Source organism: Sphingomonas sp. TREG-RG-20F-R18-01 (assembly GCF_022662475.1).
Taxonomy (GTDB): domain Bacteria; phylum Pseudomonadota; class Alphaproteobacteria; order Sphingomonadales; family Sphingomonadaceae; genus Sphingomonas.
Window position 1 is genome coordinate 32420 of the sequence record NZ_JAKNQQ010000007.1, and the last position, 16395, is coordinate 48814.

Genomic DNA, 16395 nt, shown 5'->3' on the forward strand with positions numbered 1-16395 from the left:
CACTTCCATCCTACGTATAGTTACGCTGGCGAACACATTCCCGATCTACCGTCACGGCGTGCGTAGTTTCCGAGACTGACGGCGGATCTTTCCGCGGGCCAGGGTCGCAGATGTCGCCGATCGGGCGGCCTGGAGGCTAGAGCGTGTACCCGAACAGAAACAGCTTGCCCGAAACCGTGCGCGCACAATCACGGACGGTACAGCGTACCGTGGGCCGGCGGGACCGCCTCGTGCTGGCGGTACGGCGTGTCGGACCGTGAGTGCTGGACGCAAAATCCTGCTCGTCGAGGATGACGTGCTGATCGCGATGGATCTGGCCGATCTGCTGGGCGCGATGGGACACGACGTGTGCCATATCGCAACGACCGAGGCGGATGCCGTTGCGGCCGCGCTGCGCTGGGCTCCTGATCTGCTGATCGTCGACGGCAACCTTACTGAGGGCAGCGGGGTGTCGGCGATGCGGCAGATCCTTGCCTGCGGCTCCGTCGCGCATTTCTATATCAGCGGGGATCCGATCCAGCTCTTGAAGGCCGTGCCGGACGCGGTGGTTCTGGCCAAGCCGTTCACTATGCATGCGCTCGCGAGCGCGATGGCCAGGGCGACGCGGGCCCCCGGCGGCCATTGACGGCCTGCCGGGGTATCCGTCCTTGGTGTCGATGTGCGCAGGCCCGCGACGTTCCGCCCTGGAGGACCGGGCTGTGCGTAGATTCCGGTACTGCCCGGGCGCGAGCCGGCACGGTACCTGCCGACCCATAGGCTTGCCCGAACCGGTCGGCTTCTTCTGCAAGGATCATGCGATGACCCAAGACGTTTCAGCGACGATCCCGCGTGCACGCCATGTCGTCGTCCTTTGCCATCCCGATCCCGAAAGCTTCAACCGCGAGATCGCGGACACCTATTGCGCCGCCGTCCGCGCAGTCGGCCACGATGTCGTCTTCCGCGATCTTTACGCGATCGGCTTCGACCCGGTGCTCAAGACCTACGAACGACCGGCGCTCGCCGGGTTCCAGCGGTCCGCCGATGTGGCACGCGAACTTGCGTTGATCCGCGACGGCGATGTCTTCGTGCTGATCTACCCGATCTGGTTCGGGTCGGCGCCGGCGATGATGAAGGGCTATGTCGAGCGGGTGCTGGGGGCAGGGGTCGATCCGCAGGCGATACAGCGACACGATGCCAGCCCATTGTTGGGGGGCAAGCGATTGCTCAGCTTCACGACGTCCGCGGCCAGGACCCTCTGGCTTGACGCGCAGGGCGGCGTGGAGGGGCTGCGCGACGTCTTCGACCGCTATCTGGTTGGTGCCTTCGGCATGCACTCGCAAAGGCACATTCATCTGGGGCACATCACCCCGCATTTGAGCGAGCGTTTCGCACGACAGGATTTCTGTCAGGTCGAGGAAGAGGCCCGACGGACGTGCGACGAACTCCAGCGCGCGAGAGATGGTCGCGATTACGCCTGCGTGGCATAGCGGCGATACGGTGACCGCCAGATATGACTTCAGCCGGTGAGGTTCGTAGCGACAGGGTGTGTCGCGCCTCGTCCAAGGAAGCATCGCCGCCGCTGGAGCGCAGAATACCCCGCTCCGGCAGCGGCTGGCCGGCCCAATCTAGACCCCGACATCCGATAGTTCGGATTTCATCCGCAGATACTCGTCTCGCGCAATCTCGCCACGCGCATAGCGTTCGTCGAGAATTGTCAGGGCACCTTTATGGGGCGCGTCGTACCGGCGATGCGCACGATAGGTATAGCCCCAATTCCCGAGGCCAGAAAACAGCAGGATGACGAACCCGACCCATAGCAGCCAGTCCCACCCGAAGTACCAGTCGTTCCATGTGGTCGCAGTCATGTTCTGATCCTTGATCGTAGAGTCCAGTGAAGCCACGACGGCGTCGGGCCCGCAGTCGAACACCGCCGCCCTTGCGATTCCGGCCAGCATAGCATCGTTGGCACAGCCATTCCCGCCAGCCCGTCACGCGGGCTGGCGGCAACGGAGGCTCGGCCTCGCCCTACCAGGCGACGACCAGCTCGTTTTCTACCGCGTTCGTCCCTGCCGCAGCCCAAGCCGTCGCGCCGGCGGTCTGACGGTCCTGCCAGGTCTCGACGGTACCGGTGAGCTTGACCTTGCCATCATGCTCGGTGACCTGGATCGTGTCCGGGTTGAACAGGCCGCGATGCAGCGCATGGCGAATGTCTTCGCCGATGTGCGCGGCGTCGACCCGCGGCTTGATGGTGATCTGATTGAACACGCCAACCACGCCCGACAGGCCGCGGATCTCGCGTTCGGCGGCGTCCTTCTGGAAATGCCAGTCGACGGTGCCGGTAAGCGTGATCCACCCCTTCTCGACCTTGACCTTCACCGCGTCGCGCGGCGTTTCGGCATCCCAGTGCAGACGTTCGGCCGCGGCCTTGGCGATCTGGGTATCGTCGTGCTTCACGGTGAAGGGGAGCCGGACCTCGATTTCCTCGGCAATGGCCTTGACCCCCTTGACGCGCCCCGCCGCGAGTTCAGCCGCACGTTTCTGGCCGTACGTCTCGACGTGCCCGGTCAGCGTAACGGTGCCGTCTTCGGTCGTTACGCCGATATGGGCCGATGAAATGCTCGGCTCCCACCTGAGTTCGGCGAGGATCGAGGTCTTCAGTGCTTCATCGTTCGTCATGACGTAGCTCCACATGCGAGGGCGCGCCGGAAAGTGGGAATGGAAGGCCCGGCGTCACTGGGGAGCTTTGCGCCGCCGATCCGGCATCCAGACAGCCCCGGAAAATACTCAAGGCGGCTACCGTCCGGCTGGATAGTTGGCGAAATGGCTGGCTCCGGGCCACGACGAGAAGCTTGCGTGTAGACAGCGCGACGTCCGCATCCGATCGCATGGGCGTGACATCGTCTCTGGCAGCGCGCGCGCTGCGTAGTTTCCGGTCCTCGTAGCTCCAGCGGCATACGATCATGACGGTCCATCTGTACCGTCGACGGGATGGGGCGCTGAAGCCGGCACGCTCGGCAAGGCGAAGCGCTGGTATTCTCTGGCCTTGCATCTGATAGGCGCCCGGTCCCGCCCGGCCCGCAAATTCGAAGGGGGGCCATGTGCAATGTTGGCGTCTGGTCGCAATCGGCATAGGCACGCAGCGGACGGGCTTTCCCCGTTTCGCCGATGGTGACCGAAGAACGCGCACCCTGACGGCAAGGGTTACGACCCGATGAAACGAGGTTCACGATGAGCAGCAGTCGTATCGACAACCCGACCTTGCGCGAACGCGTCATGAGCGCCGAGCAGGCGGCAACGCTGATCCACTCCGGCAGCACGATCGGGATGAGCGGCTTCACCGGCTCGGGCTATCCCAAGGCGGTGCCGCTGGCGCTCGCCGCGCGGATCGAGGCGGAGCATGCCGCCGGCAATCCGTTTCGCGTGCGGATTTGGACTGGAGCCTCGACCGGGCCCGAGCTCGACGGCGCGCTGGCAAAGGCGGACGGCATCGAGTTCCGCTTGCCGTACAATTCGGACCCGATCGCGCGCGAGAAGATCAATCGCGGCGAGATGGAATATTTCGACATGCACCTGAGCCAGGTCGCGCCGATGGCGTGGCAGGGCTTTCTCGGGCCGCTCGACACCGCGGTGATCGAAGTCGCGGGCATCCGCGCCGACGGGTCGCTCATTCCCTCCTCGTCGGTGGGCAACAACAAGACCTGGCTCGACCGCGCCGACAAGATCATCCTCGAGGTCAATCGCTGGCAGAACCCCGCGCTCGAGGGGATGCACGACATCTATTACGGCACCGCGCTGCCGCCGCACCGCGTGCCGATCCCGCTGGTGCGGCCCGACGACCGGATCGGCGAGGCGTATTTCCGCGTCGATCCCGCCAAGATCGTCGCGATCGTCGAAACCGAGGCGCCGGACCGCAACTTGCCGTTCGCCGCGCCCGATGCGGCGGCGCATGCGATCGCGGGGCATCTGATCGAATTCTTCCGCCACGAAGTCGCGCGCGGGCGCTTGCCCGCGTCGCTGCTCCCGCTCCAGTCGGGGGTCGGCAATATCGCCAACGCGGTGCTGACCGGGCTGACCCATGGGCCGTTCAGCGACATGACCTCCTATACCGAGGTCATTCAGGACGGGATGCTCGACCTGCTCGATTCGGGCAAATTGCGGATGGCGTCGGCGACCGCCTTCTCGCTCAGCCCCGAGGCAGCGGCGCGGCTCAACGCCGACCTCGGCCGCTACCGCGACAAGATGATCCTGCGCCCGCAGGAGATCAGCAACCATCCCGAACTGATCCGTCGGCTTGGCTGCCTCGCGATGAACGGGCTGATCGAGGCGGACATCTACGGCAACGTCAATTCGACGCATGTGATGGGGTCGCGCATCCAAAACGGCATCGGCGGATCGGGCGATTTCGCGCGCAACGCCTATGTCTCGATCTTCATGACGCCATCGACCGCCAAGGGCGGCAAGATCTCCGCGATCGTCCCGCAGGCGAGCCATGTCGACCATATCAGTCAGGACGTGCAGGTGCTGGTGACCGAACAGGGGCTGGCGGATCTGCGCGGGCTCAGCCCCAAGCAACGCGCCACGCTGATCATCGAGCGCTGCGCGCACCCCGATTACCGCCCCGCGCTCGCCGATTATTATGCGCGGGCACGGGTCGGGTCCTACGGGCAGCAGTCACCATCGCTGCCGGGCGAGGCCTTGTCGTGGCATCAGCGCTTCATGGAAACGGGGTCGATGCGTTTCTGACCGGGCCGCACGCTGTGTCGCGTCCCGGTCAGAAGGTCGGGGCGCTACCGGTGCAGCGTCCGGATCGCGTCGAGGACGACCTTGGGACTGTGCAGCCCTTCGTATACGGGGGGCGGGGCCTTATCGAGCTTGAGCAGCGTATAGACCGCGGTCATCGCGCAGCGGATCGAATATTCCACCGTGAACACGACGTCGTCGGGCTGCTCGGCAAACTGACCGATGAAAGCGAGGTTGGTCGATCCGGTCGGCACCACCAGCGGGCGGTCGCCCTGTTTGCGCTTCATGAACTGGCTGGTGATATAGGGCATCGCGCACGGGATGCAGTTGGAGGCCGCGAGCACCGCAGCGCTGTCGGGCGCGCTGAAGCGCAGATGGCCGAGCACTTCCTCGAGGATCTCCGCACCGGTGCACGCGACCAGCGGTTTCTTCACGTAATCGCCAGGGCGATCGTGGAACAGGCCATAGCCCCACCACACCGCGACCCCCTCGGGCTGTTCCGGAAAGAACGGCTGGTGATAGATCGACAGCGTCAGCAGCCACGCGGATTGCTTGAAGGTGATCAGCCCACCGGTCCCGGCCGCGCTCCCGCTGAACCGCTCCATCAGCTCGAGGAACAGCGGGTCCTTGACCGTGACGGTGAAGGAGATCCACGAACTCTCCGCAACGTTGCGATTAAAGGCGGCGGGGTTGCCGAAGGCGGGGCGGCCTTGGGCGATCTGCTCCCACAGGTTCCAGGCGCCTGAATGGTTGCTGGTGTCGAGGCCCGGAGCGGTGGTCATCGATCCGAACGCCTTGTCCGCGGTCATCGACCCGTTGGTGACGAACACCAGATCGCCCGGCGCGACCGGGATCGCCGCGGGGCCGTCGGCGGTCAGGGTCGCGATGCTCGTGACGGTGATCGCGTCGCTGCCTGCGGCGAAGCCGAGGTCCTCGACCCGGACGCCGTGGCGGAACTGGACGCCGCAATCCTTCAGCCACGTCACGATCGGGACGATCATGCTGTCATATTGGTTGTAGACGGTGCGATAGATGTCGTGCTGGACGTCGATCGTCGAGAAATGGTGGACGAAACGCCGCAGATAGCGGCGAAATTCGATCGCGCTGTGCCACGGCTCGAACGCGAACAGCGTGCACCATTCCATCCAGAAATTCGTCTCGAAGAAATGCGGCTGGAAGCAATCGGTGATGCGTTTGTCGTCGAGCAGGCGTTCGGGCTCGCCGATCAGCGAGAGCAGGTCGATCCGGTCGCGTTCGATGAAGCCCATGGCGTGCGCATCCGGACGCGAGCCGTCGAGATTGACCAGCCGCACCTTATTGTCCCACGGCCATTTCGCTGCGGCGTGCCGGGTTTCCTCGGTTACTGAAATTTCGGGGTCGGTCGTCGACGGGATACCGTCGAACAGGTCGAAGGTGCATTGGTACATTGCCTCGAACATGCGGCTGCCGCTCATGAAATAGCCGTCCTCCGCGGTCCCGTGCGCATCGAACGCCCCGCCGATCTGGTGGCTTTCTTCGAGGATCGTGATGTCCTTGCCCGCGACGTCGCCATCCCGCAGCAGGATCGCCGCCCCCGCGAGCGAGGCAATACCGCTGCCGACGAATGTATAGCTGCTCATGCGATCCCGATCCTTTGTCCGAAGGATCCTGCGGTACGGTCGTTCCTGGAAACTGGGCAGCGTCGGAAACTACGCACGCTGCAGCCCCCGATGGCGATCGCTCAGTCGAACGTCAGAACGCCAGGGCAACGGCGATCTGTGGCGCGACGTAGGCGGGGGTGTTGCGGCCCGCCACGGACAGCTCGACCCCGGCAATGAGCCCGGCGCGCGCCGACCAGTTATATTCCAGCGCTGGCGCCAGGATCGTGCGCGTTGCGCGCAGGCCGGTCGTGCGCAGCGCCGTACCGCTGGCGTCCACGCCCGTCAGGCGCGAGCGGCCGGCTTCGCTGCGCACCAGATCGAGCGCAATCACCCAGCGCTGGTCGAGCGCATAGCCCGCGGCCACACCGACCTGCGCGGACACGCCCGGTGCGACGTGGCCGACGAAGCCGTCTGCCGTTCCGTAGACGCTCAGGTCGCGAACTCGCGCCGGCGACAGCGCCTCGGTGACGGAGCCGAAGAGACGGATGCGAACCGGGTGGCCGCCCTTGGTGTCGAACAGCGATTCGACGACGATGCCCTGCTTGGCCAGCAGCGCGCCCGTGCCGAGGCCGTCGAGCACGGCCGTCAGCCGATCGTATCGACCGATCGGCAGCACCATGCCCGCGCTCGCGGTGATCGAAGGCGATCCGGTTCGGCCATCCTCATCCTTCAGCCGATATTCGAACTCGACCGGCAGATCGGCGATCCCGAGGCCGCGTCGGTCATGCCCATCGGTCACGCGGACGGCCGTCGGCAGCGCCTGGAAGCTCACCCGGTCGGTGAGCGCGTATTTCACGACCGTTACCGACTGCAGCTGATGCACGCCATCGCCGCCTGCGTGGCGACGGCCTCGATCGTCATAGCTACCGGTATCGATCTTGTAGATGAGATAGGGTTCGATCGCGAGCGTCCCGGCGGTCGACAAGGCCGGCGAGGACGCCTCGAGCGAGCCGGTGAACCACTGGTTGCGAACCGCCAGATCCGCATCCTGCGCCAGTGCCGCGCCCGGCAATCCCAACGCGCACAGCGCAATCACCGCGTGCGCCTTCATCGCCCGCCGAGCCCGGGGAAGAGCACGACCAGCGCGCTCGCCATGCCGCCGACCGCGATCGCGACGACGAGCAGGCCGAAGATCTTTTCGGTGATCAGCAAGGCCTCTTCCCCGATCACCCGCGTGATCGGCGCGGCCAGGAAATCGAGCGCGACGATGATCGCCGCATTCGCGAGGATCGCGACGATCGCGGCGAGATAGACCGGGCGACTGCCGCTGCCCCAGGCGATGATGACCGACAGCACCCCCGGTCCGGCGTAGATCGGGAACCCCAGCGGCAGGATCCCGACCGATGTGGGCGAGGGGGCTACGGCATTGTGCGCGGGGACCGGCACGTGGGTGTTGGACGCGCGGTGGTGGTGGCTTTGCGTCGGCGTCGCCTCGGTCGGGGTCGGCGCGTTGAGCATCTGCCAGCCGATCACGCCGATCACCGCCATTCCCGCCACGCGCAACGCGGCGACGCTGACCCCGAACACGCCCAGCGCGGCGTTGCCGATGAACAGCGCGAGCAGTCCCGCAACGACATAGGTCGCCGCGGCAACCAGCGCAGTGCGACGCTGGTCGCCAGCTGTCTGACTCGCGGTGGCGGCAACGAACAAGGGCAGGACCGCGATCGGCGCGGTGATCGCGAACAGGCCGACGGTCATCGTCACCAGCGCATTGGTGTCGAGCGCACTCATGCTGCGGTTTCGAACGGTTCGAAGTCCGATTCCGCCGCCTGCCAGTCGGGCTTGTGAAAGGCGTAGATCACGAACGGGATCGCGAGGAAGAACACCGACCCGATTACCAGCGCACCAACGTAGAGCACCGGACTGCCGGTGCTGATCTGCGCCGGCGGAATGAAGCTGAAGCCCAGCGCGACGAGCGCCCCGGCAAGCCCCACCAGCCCGACCAGCCACATGCCGACATTCCCGCCGGGAATGCGAAACGGTCGCTCCCGATCCGGCTGGGTGTAGCGCAACCGGATCGCGGCGACGTAGAGCAGGACGTACATCACCAGATAGATGATCGTCGCCATCTGGCTGAGCAGTTGATAGGCGGATTCGACCGACGGCAGCACCGTGAACGCGACGCACAACAGCGTGACGAGCCCGCCTTGCAGGATCAGGATCGCGACCGGAATCCCGTGCGCGTTGGTTTTTTGCAGGACATGCGGCAGATACCCCGCCTTGCCGACCGCAAGCAGCCCGGTCGACGGCCCGGCGACGATCACGCTGACCTGGCCCAGCACGCCGAACGCGAGCATCGCCGCCATCACATTGCCGAGCCACGGCAGCCCGAACGCCGCCCACAGTTCGTTATAGGCGACGAGCAACCCGCGATTGATGTCGATCGCCTCGCGCGGAATGACCGCACCGACCGCGAGCGTGCCGAGCACGAAGATCACCACGACCATCACCGTCGCGATCAGCACCGACAGTGGATAATTGCGCGTCGGGTTTTTCAGGTCCTGCACATGGACCGCCTGCATCTCCATGCCCGCAAAATAGAGGAAGACGCTGGCGGCCAGCACCATGTTGTGGAAATCGCTGAAGTCGGGGATCACGCTGGCGTGCAGGTCGAGGTGCATCGGCTTACCGCTCGCGACATAGGCCACGCCGAGTGCGATTAGGATCGCGCCGGGGATGATCGTGCCGAACAGGCCGCCGAGCGAACTCAGCCGAGTCGATGCGGCCATGCCGCGGAAGGTGACCAGCGTCACGAACCAATAGACCGCAAGCAGGACGAGGATCGTGTAGAGCTTGTTGTCGGCAAGCGCCTGGTCGAACGCGGGCGGCCACCAGATATAGGCGAGCGCGGCGGCAGCGAAGATCAGCACGGTCGGGAACCAGATCACCACCGCCTGCCACTGATAATAGATCGCGGCGAAGCCCCAGCGCGGGCCGAACGCCTCGCCGATCCAGCGGAACACGCCGCCCTGCTTGGGGAAGGTCGCGGCGAGCTCGGCGGCGACCAGCGACACCGGCACCAGGAAGACGATCGCGGCGAACAGATAATAGAAGATCGACGCCATGCCATATTCGGCTTGCGCGGGCATTCCGCGCAGGCTGACGATCGTCGTCACGTTCATGACCGCGAACGCCAGCATGCCGATGACGATCTTTGGCTGCGGCTTGGTCCGGCCACCATGCGCGAGCCACCCCGCAGCTTTGGGCTTGCCGCCGGGGACGGCGGCGGGGGGCGAGGGCTCGGTCATGCAAACAGCCTTGAAAAGGGCGCCGCCGACTGTGGCCGGCGGCGCGAAAGGTCGGGCGAAGGCTTAGCGCTTGAGCACTTCGTCACGCGCTGCTGCGACGCAGTGCAGCGCCCATTGCATCGTCTCGGGCGTGATGAAGACGTTCATCGGAAACGACTTCAAGGCGTAGACGACGGCCTCTTCGTCGGTCCCGTCGCGATTGTAGGTCGCATCGCGGAAGCCCGTGCTGAAGCTCATGTACGGCGTGTACTTGCCGTCGATCTGTTTGCCCGAGCGGAACCATTCGAACAGTTTGTTGCCGACCGCTTCGGTCAGGTGGTTGTGCTTGATCAGGTCGCTCCGCAGCGCCGGATCGCTCAGTTCACGACCGAATTGCACCTGCGCGTCGACGCCCTCGGGATAGACGCGGAACAGCGTGATCAGCCCGGTGTCGTCCGGGTTGACGCAGACCATGTCGGGATGGCTGCGGATTAGATCGTAAAGGTAATATTTGGTCTCCAGAATGCCGCCGAGGATCGCTTGCATCCCCTCCTTGCCGAAATACTTGAGCGTCGCCCAACCGGCGAGCGAGCCCGATGCGGTGCGCGAGACTTCGAGCGTGTAATACATCGGATTGTATGGCGTGCGCGCCTGCAGATAGGCGTCCGCGCCGCGGCGGTGGATCGACTCGAACTCGGTCGCGTCGCGGTACAGGAAGCAGCTGCTGACATAGGGGGCCCAGCCGACCTTGTGGAAATCGATCCCGACGCAATCGGCGTGTTCGAGCTCGCGCATCGCCTCGCCATTGCGCCGCAGCACGGGCAGGATACGGTCGGAGAATTCGAGCGGATTGGCCTCGAAGTCATAGTCCTTGAAGTAGATCCATGACCATCCGACGACCGCATCGGCATAGAGTACCGCCTTGCCGAAGCCCTCGGGATTGGGGTGGCGGTCCATCACTTCGCGGACCAGGCCGATCGGATCGAATGCGCTCGCGTCGGTCGTGCCCATCGTGCAGACGACGGTCGCGACCGGAATGCCGCGAGCAGCGAAATCGGTCAGCAATTCCTCGAGATGGACGAGATCCATCTGGTTGGTCGCCATATCGGTGCGGACATGGACGATATTGTCCATGCCGAGACCCAGCCAGTCGGTCGCATTCTGCTGCACGTAATGCGCCTGCTGCGAACAGATCACCTTGGCGTCGGTCCGCACGCCCTTTTCGCGCGAGTCCTTGAGCACGCGCGTCAGCCCGTATTTCAGGCCGTAGGTCCAGCAGCCACCGCCGCCATAGGTGTAGATCGCGCCGCTGTTGACCGGGGTCCAGCCGAACATGTTGGCGACCATGCCCGCCGTCTCCAGCTCGGCGCGGTGGACGTTCCAGGCATATTCGCCCTCCAGGATGTTGGCGGAGAACACCTGCGACAGCATCGATGCGACGACGGCGGCGGTATTGGACTGCGGGATGACGTTGCACATCGTCAGCGGGTTGCCCCAGTTGGGCGCGCCCTCGAACAGCTTGACGACATCGTCGAGCACCTGATCGAGATCGCCCATCGCCTGCGGGACGGTGATGTTCTTGACGTCGGGATAGGCGTAGCTGAGCGCCGGGTTCTTGCCGAGAAAGGCCGGGCCGCCCTTTTCGGGGCGCAGCATGTCGAGCTTCTCGACGAACTTGTTGATCTGGCGCGCGAGCGGATCGTCATCGCCGCGGAAGGGCGAGGGGAATTCGCCCGCCATCTTGGCGTGGTATTTCGCCCATTTGGGCGCTGGCGCCCATGCTGCCGCGGCGTCGCTTTCGGTCGATGCGGCATGCGCGATGGCTGCGGCGGCGTTGGTCCGGTCGTGCATGGGAGTACCTCTGAGGCTCGAAGGGCGGGAGAAGGCCGCCTGATCGACGCAACCGGGTGCGCGCGGCAGCCTCGGAAACTACTCAGCGTGGGGCCGGGGACTGCCGCACGGCGATCGCGCCGAACGCGGCGTTTTTGAGGAGCTCGGCGCAGGCCAGATAGGCGACCACCACGATCACGATGCCACAGGCCATTCCGAGTGGTGGCGGATCGAAGCCGAACAGCACCGCGACCGGCGTGAAAGGCAGGATCATCGCGACGGCCAGCGCGCCAAGCGACGTCGCCGCCAGCGCCGGGCGGGGCAGGTCGGCCCAGGGCCGTCCCCGGGTCCTGATGACGAAGATGACCAGGATCTGCGTCGCCATCGATTCGAGGAACCATGCGGTCTGGAATGCGCCCGGGGTCGCTTGAAAAATGAAGATCAGCCCGGCGAAGATCAGCAGGTCGAAGACCGACGACAGCAACCCCATCACCGCCGCGAACCGCACCAGCGCGTGCATGTCCCACACTTGTGGCCGCGCGACCGCCTCGGGGCGGACGGTATCGAACGGGATGCCGATTTCGGACACGTCGTACAGCAGGTTGTTGAGCAGGATCTGCGTCGGCAGCATCGGCAGGAAGGGCAGGAACAGCGATGCGACCGCCATCGACAGCATATTGCCGAAATTCGAGCTCGCTTCCATCCGCACATATTTGAGGATGTTGGCGAAAGTCCGGCGGCCCTCCTCGACCCCGTCCGCCACAACTGCGAGATCTTGATCGAGCAGGATCATGTCGGCGGCGGCCTGCGCGACCCCGGTCGCGCCCGATACCGACAGACCGATCTGCGCCCCCTTGAGCGCGGGCGCGTCGTTGATCCCGTCACCGAGATAGCCGACCACCGCGCCACGCGCCTGCAACGCCCGGACGAGCCGCGACTTCTGGTCGGGCGCGAGACGACCATAAGCGTCGACCGAATGAACCTGAACCGCCAGCGCATCGTCGCTCAACTTCGCGATATCGCTGCCCGACAGGACGCGATCGGCGCGCAATCCAACCAGTCTGGCCAGCCGCTTCACCACCACCGGGTCGTCGCCGGACAGGATCTTGAGCTGCACCCCGGCGGCCGCGAGCCGCGCGATCGCCGCGGCGGCGGTGGGCTTGGGCGGATCGGCGAAGGCGCACAGGCCTTCGAAGATCAGTCCCACCTCGTCCGTGGCGTCGGGATCGCACGATGCTTTGTCCCATCGGCGCGAGGCGACCGCGATCGTCCGCAGGCCATCGCGTTCCGCGAGCGCTTGAACCTGCGCCAGCGCGGACGCGCGCTCCGAATCCCCCATGGCGATGGTCTCGCTTCCATGGCGTGACGTCGTGCACAGCGCCACCACTGCCTCCGGTGCGCCCTTGGCGATCAGGACCAGACCATCGGGTCCGTCGGCAAGGACCGAGCCGAGGCGTCGGGTGAAGTCGAACGCATGCCGCCCGCGCAGCGTCCAGCCATTCGTTGCCCCCGGAATGGCGGCGATCAGCGCGGTGTCGAGCGCGCCGCGATCCCCGCCCAGCACCGCCGCGATCGCGGCGAGACGCGCCGGACGCGGATCGTCCGCGCCCGAGCACGCGATCCCACGGTCGAGCGTGATCTCCGCCGAGGTCAGCGTGCCGGTCTTGTCGGTACACAGCACCGTCATCGCGCCGAGATCATGGATCGCGGCGAGGCGCTTCACGATCACCTTGCGGCGCGCCATCCGCATCGCGCCGCGCGACAGCGTCACCGTCGTGATCATCGGCAGCAACTCGGGTGCCAGCCCGACCGCGAGGGCGACCGCGAACAGCAGCGATTGCAGCATCGGCCTGCCGAAGAAGACGCTCGTGGCAAGGACGACGACCACCAGTGCCATCGTCAGTCGCGCGGTGAACAGGCCATAGGCGCGCAAGTCTTTCTCGAACGGGGAGGCTCCCGCGGCATCGGCCAGTGCCGCCGCCGCCGCCCCGAAGATCGTCGCGCGTCCGGTGTTGACGACCAGCGCGATCGCCTCGCCGGTCTGCGCGACCGCGCCACGGAACAGCGCGCCGCTCGCCTGGTTCGCCGAGAGTCCGGCAACCGGGCCGGCGCGCTTGTCGACCGGATAGGGTTCGCCGGTCAGCGCGGCTTCGTTCGCCGTGAAGGCGGTACTGTCGAGGACAAGACCGTCGGCCGGGATGATGTCGCCCGCGCGGACGCGGATGACGTCGCCGGGAACGACCCCGTCCACCGGCATTTGTCGATAGGCCCCGTCGCGGCGGACTTCGGCGGTCAATGCGACCGATTGGCGCAGGACATCGGCGGCGCGCGCGGCATGGCCTTCCTGCATCGTATCCAGCCCGATCGAGACCGCAAGGATCGACACGATGATCGAGCCGCCGATCGCGTCCCCCGTCGCAATCGACACGATCGCCGCGATCAGCAGGATCAAGGACAGCGGTTCGAGCAGCCGCCGCAACACCGCCCGCACGATCCCCACCCGCCTGGTCGGCGCATCCGCATTCGCGCCATAATGCGACAGGCGGATCGCGGCCTCGGCAGTGCTCAGTCCGTCCCGGCTGCAATCCAGCGCGGCGCAGGTTTCATCTGCCGTTCTGGACCAGAAGGGCGGGGTGGATGTCGGTCGGGTGGTCGCCACGGACGCACGCATCAGTCAACCTTGAGCGCTTTGGACCGGTGCGGGCGGCGCACCGACCGGAACGCGCCCTTCATTAGCACGAAACCCGGGAGAAGCGGGAGCCACAGGGTGAAACCGCGGAGCAATAACGTCCCGGCCAGCGCCGCCGGAACCGGAACCCCCAGCAGGCCGAGCATCGCAGTCGACCCGACCTCGAAACTGCCCAGCCCCATCGGCACTGGCGCAAGCGCGGCGACGATCGACCCGCCCATCATCGCGATGAAGGCGGTGCTGAACGGGATGGGATGGCCAAGCGCCAGCATACATACGAGCAGTGTGGCGGCACCGACCAGGAACAGCGCGGCATTGCACGCGGTCACGCCGAGGATCAGCGTCTTGTCCCTGAGCAGTCGGGCGGGAGCCTCGCCCACGACATGCAGCAGCGTGTGGACGATCGGCAGATGTTCGAGGAACGGCGACAGCGGCCGGCTCCCGCGCCGCCGCAGCCAGAGCGCGAGGCCGGGAATGGCGAGCGCGACCAGCAGGAAGGCGGTGACGACTCCGGCGAGCAGCGGCGTTGCCTTGCCATGCATCCACAGCAACACCAGCATGACGATCGCGAACACCGCGAACGCCGCATAATAGCCGATCAGCGACAGGATCAGCGCCGCGACGGCGGCCCCGCGCGGGACACCCAGCGTGACGAGCCGATCGACCAGCAGCAGATTGCCCCCCATGCCCGCCGCCGGGATCATCGAATCGGCGAACAGCTTCGACAGCGCGACCGGGATCAGCCGGAACAGCGGCAGCGGCGACCGCGCCTTGTCGAGGACGAGCTTCCAGCCGAGCGACACGCTGGCGTACGTGATGCCCTGCAGGGCCGCCGCGACGAGCAGCCACAACGGCTCCGCGCGCTGTAGCATCGCCCCGAAACTCTGCAGATCGCCGAAGTTGAGGACCGCGAAGACCAGCACGCCGACGCCCAGCACCCCGAAGAACCGGCCGGACAGATGCCCCGTCTCGCCGAGTTTGGGGCGTTTGGCCGTCTTCTTCTCCCCGCCGGTCATGCGCTCATCCGGCGCGCCCGGCGGCGAGATCGATGACGTAGCGGTAGCGGACCTGCTTGGTCTCGACGCGCAGATAGGCGTCGGTGATCTGGTCCGGGTGGATCAGCTCGATTTGCGGGCGGATGCCGTTGGCGCAGCAATAATCGACCACCTCCTGCGTCTCGGGCATCCCGCCGATGCACGACCCCACGATCGAGCGCCGCTGGTTCCACAATCCGCCGCCGCTCACCCCGGCGATCGCGCCGGGCGTGCCGACGTTGACGAACACGCCGTCGTGCCGGAGCAGCGGCAGGAACGGCGCGGCGTCGAACGGGAAGGGGATGGTCGACAGGATGAAGTCGAACCGGTTGGCCAGTTCCTCGACCAGCGGAATCGGCTTGCTGGCAAGCGGGTGCCACACGATCACGTCCTTCGCGCCCATCGCATAGGCATCCGCGGCCTTGTCCGCGCTGGTCGTGAAGACGGTCGCCTCCGCGCCGCGATGGACCGCCAGCTTGAGCGCCATGTGGCCAAGCCCGCCCAGCCCGATGACCGCGAAACGCTGCCCCGAGCCGAGCCGCCAATGCTGCATCGGGGAAAAGGTGGTCACGCCCGAACAGAGCAGCGGTGCGGTGGTCGCGAGGTCAGCGCCCTCGGGGATCTTGACGACGAACCGGTCGCGCACGACGATCCGCTCGGCATAGCCACCCTGCGTCTGGCCGGGGCCGCGCGGGTCGGGCGAGGCATAGGTCATCGTCGCGCCGGTGGTGCAATATTGCTCCAGCCCGGCCTTGCACGTCTCGCACACACCGCAACTGTCGACCATGCATCCGACACCGGCATGATCGCCGGGCACCAGACGCGTGACCGCCGCGCCGACCGCACTGACTCGGCCGACGAATTCGTGCCCCGGGACCATCGGATAGTGCTGCTCGCCCCATTCGCCGCGGACCATGTGGATGTCGCTGTGGCAGACCCCGCAATACAGGATGTCGATCGCGACATCGTCGGGCTGCAGCGCGCGGCGTTCGATCTCCATTGCGTGAATCGGTGCGCTTGGGCCAAGCGTGCCATAGGCGCGGGTCGACGTGGGCTGTGCCGGATCGAGCGACACCGGATCGGTGCGGGCGAGGACGGTTTCGGTGCTGTCGGCGTATTTCTCGGGAAAGAACGTATCGGACATGCTGGCCTCCAGGGTTTCGCTGGGCGTCGACAGGAAGATCCGCCTTCCGTCCGCGAGCGTGAGACCGGGGTGCGCCGGGGCGGTCCGCTGCGACAGGGTCGGAAACTACCCA

Annotated in this window: 13 protein-coding genes; 3 read left to right on the forward strand and 10 right to left on the reverse strand. The window is 66.1% G+C overall.

The window, feature by feature from the left end; genetic code table 11:
• Nucleotides 1-256 precede the first annotated feature (256 nt).
• Together L8K25_RS17175 and L8K25_RS17180 are read left to right on the forward strand one after the other, a co-directional pair.
• Nucleotides 257-625 carry a response regulator gene (locus L8K25_RS17175; RefSeq protein ID WP_242140213.1) on the forward strand — a complete coding sequence of 123 codons (369 nt, stop codon included), beginning with the start codon at nucleotides 257-259 and terminating at the stop codon, nucleotides 623-625.
• Nucleotides 626-797: 172 nt separating this feature from the next.
• Complete coding sequence (locus L8K25_RS17180) at nucleotides 798-1466, forward strand: NAD(P)H-dependent oxidoreductase (protein ID WP_242140214.1); 669 nt, start codon at nucleotides 798-800, stop codon at nucleotides 1464-1466.
• A 138-nt stretch (nucleotides 1467-1604) separates the two neighbouring features.
• Here the strand turns inward: L8K25_RS17180 and L8K25_RS17185 are convergent, their stop codons facing one another.
• Both L8K25_RS17185 and L8K25_RS17190 read right to left on the reverse strand, forming a co-directional pair.
• Nucleotides 1605-1844 (reverse strand): SHOCT domain-containing protein, encoded by a 240-nt coding sequence (locus L8K25_RS17185; RefSeq protein WP_242140215.1) that lies wholly within the window; start codon nucleotides 1842-1844, stop codon nucleotides 1605-1607.
• 160 nt (nucleotides 1845-2004) lie between these two features.
• A complete protein-coding gene (locus L8K25_RS17190; protein WP_242140216.1) occupies nucleotides 2005-2655 on the reverse strand; it encodes a BON domain-containing protein in 651 nt (216 codons plus the stop codon).
• Nucleotides 2656-3207: 552 nt separating this feature from the next.
• On the opposite strand from L8K25_RS17190, the gene L8K25_RS17195 reads away from it, so the two are divergent.
• Nucleotides 3208-4722 carry an acetyl-CoA hydrolase/transferase family protein gene (locus L8K25_RS17195; protein WP_242140217.1) on the forward strand — a complete coding sequence of 505 codons (1515 nt, stop codon included), beginning with the start codon at nucleotides 3208-3210 and terminating at the stop codon, nucleotides 4720-4722.
• A 44-nt stretch (nucleotides 4723-4766) separates the two neighbouring features.
• Here the strand turns inward: L8K25_RS17195 and L8K25_RS17200 are convergent, their stop codons facing one another.
• The 8 genes from L8K25_RS17200 to L8K25_RS17235 all read right to left on the reverse strand — a co-directional run bounded on the left by L8K25_RS17200 (nucleotide 4767) and on the right by L8K25_RS17235 (nucleotide 16283).
• Nucleotides 4767-6398 (reverse strand): oleate hydratase, encoded by a 1632-nt coding sequence (locus tag L8K25_RS17200; protein WP_277923699.1) that lies wholly within the window; start codon nucleotides 6396-6398, stop codon nucleotides 4767-4769.
• Between the two features lie 52 nt (nucleotides 6399-6450).
• Nucleotides 6451-7410: a hypothetical protein gene (locus tag L8K25_RS17205; RefSeq protein ID WP_242140219.1), complete on the reverse strand. Its 960-nt coding sequence runs from the start codon at nucleotides 7408-7410 to the stop codon at nucleotides 6451-6453.
• Nucleotides 7407-8090, reverse strand: a complete 684-nt coding sequence (locus L8K25_RS17210) for a MarC family protein (RefSeq protein WP_242140220.1) — start codon at nucleotides 8088-8090, stop codon at nucleotides 7407-7409. Before L8K25_RS17210 ends, L8K25_RS17205 begins: the two co-directional genes overlap by 4 nt.
• A complete protein-coding gene (gene gadC, locus L8K25_RS17215) occupies nucleotides 8087-9607 on the reverse strand; it encodes a putative glutamine/gamma-aminobutyrate antiporter GadC (protein WP_242140221.1) in 1521 nt (506 codons plus the stop codon). Before gadC ends, L8K25_RS17210 begins: the two co-directional genes overlap by 4 nt.
• A 63-nt stretch (nucleotides 9608-9670) precedes the next feature.
• Nucleotides 9671-11437 carry a pyridoxal-dependent decarboxylase gene (locus L8K25_RS17220; protein ID WP_242140222.1) on the reverse strand — a complete coding sequence of 589 codons (1767 nt, stop codon included), beginning with the start codon at nucleotides 11435-11437 and terminating at the stop codon, nucleotides 9671-9673.
• Nucleotides 11438-11519: 82 nt separating this feature from the next.
• Nucleotides 11520-14087, reverse strand: coding sequence for a magnesium-translocating P-type ATPase (mgtA, locus tag L8K25_RS17225; RefSeq protein ID WP_242140223.1), 2568 nt, complete (start codon nucleotides 14085-14087; stop codon nucleotides 11520-11522).
• The gene (locus tag L8K25_RS17230) at nucleotides 14087-15121 is read right to left on the reverse strand and encodes a lysylphosphatidylglycerol synthase transmembrane domain-containing protein (RefSeq protein ID WP_242140224.1); all 1035 of its coding nucleotides are present in this window, start codon (nucleotides 15119-15121) and stop codon (nucleotides 14087-14089) included. Before L8K25_RS17230 ends, mgtA begins: the two co-directional genes overlap by 1 nt.
• Before the next feature lie 4 nt (nucleotides 15122-15125).
• Nucleotides 15126-16283 carry an NAD(P)-dependent alcohol dehydrogenase gene (locus tag L8K25_RS17235; RefSeq protein WP_277923694.1) on the reverse strand — a complete coding sequence of 386 codons (1158 nt, stop codon included), beginning with the start codon at nucleotides 16281-16283 and terminating at the stop codon, nucleotides 15126-15128.
• Nucleotides 16284-16395 lie beyond the last annotated feature (112 nt).

What these genes read in the sequence shown, in the direction of transcription:
- L8K25_RS17195 (WP_242140217.1), top strand. Translation starts at nt 3,208, where the DNA reads ATGAGCAGCAGTCGTATCGACAACCCGACCTTGCGCGAACGCGTCATG.
- mgtA (WP_242140223.1), bottom strand. Translation starts at nt 14,087, where the DNA reads ATGCGTGCGTCCGTGGCGACCACCCGACCGACATCCACCCCGCCCTTC.
- L8K25_RS17210 (WP_242140220.1), bottom strand. Translation starts at nt 8,090, where the DNA reads ATGAGTGCGCTCGACACCAATGCGCTGGTGACGATGACCGTCGGCCTG.
- L8K25_RS17190 (WP_242140216.1), bottom strand. Translation starts at nt 2,655, where the DNA reads ATGACGAACGATGAAGCACTGAAGACCTCGATCCTCGCCGAACTCAGG.
- L8K25_RS17185 (WP_242140215.1), bottom strand. Translation starts at nt 1,844, where the DNA reads ATGACTGCGACCACATGGAACGACTGGTACTTCGGGTGGGACTGGCTG.
- L8K25_RS17230 (WP_242140224.1), bottom strand. Translation starts at nt 15,121, where the DNA reads ATGACCGGCGGGGAGAAGAAGACGGCCAAACGCCCCAAACTCGGCGAG.
- L8K25_RS17180 (WP_242140214.1), top strand. Translation starts at nt 798, where the DNA reads ATGACCCAAGACGTTTCAGCGACGATCCCGCGTGCACGCCATGTCGTC.
- L8K25_RS17220 (WP_242140222.1), bottom strand. Translation starts at nt 11,437, where the DNA reads ATGCACGACCGGACCAACGCCGCCGCAGCCATCGCGCATGCCGCATCG.
- L8K25_RS17235 (WP_277923694.1), bottom strand. Translation starts at nt 16,283, where the DNA reads ATGTCCGATACGTTCTTTCCCGAGAAATACGCCGACAGCACCGAAACC.
- gadC (WP_242140221.1), bottom strand. Translation starts at nt 9,607, where the DNA reads ATGACCGAGCCCTCGCCCCCCGCCGCCGTCCCCGGCGGCAAGCCCAAA.
- L8K25_RS17205 (WP_242140219.1), bottom strand. Translation starts at nt 7,410, where the DNA reads ATGAAGGCGCACGCGGTGATTGCGCTGTGCGCGTTGGGATTGCCGGGC.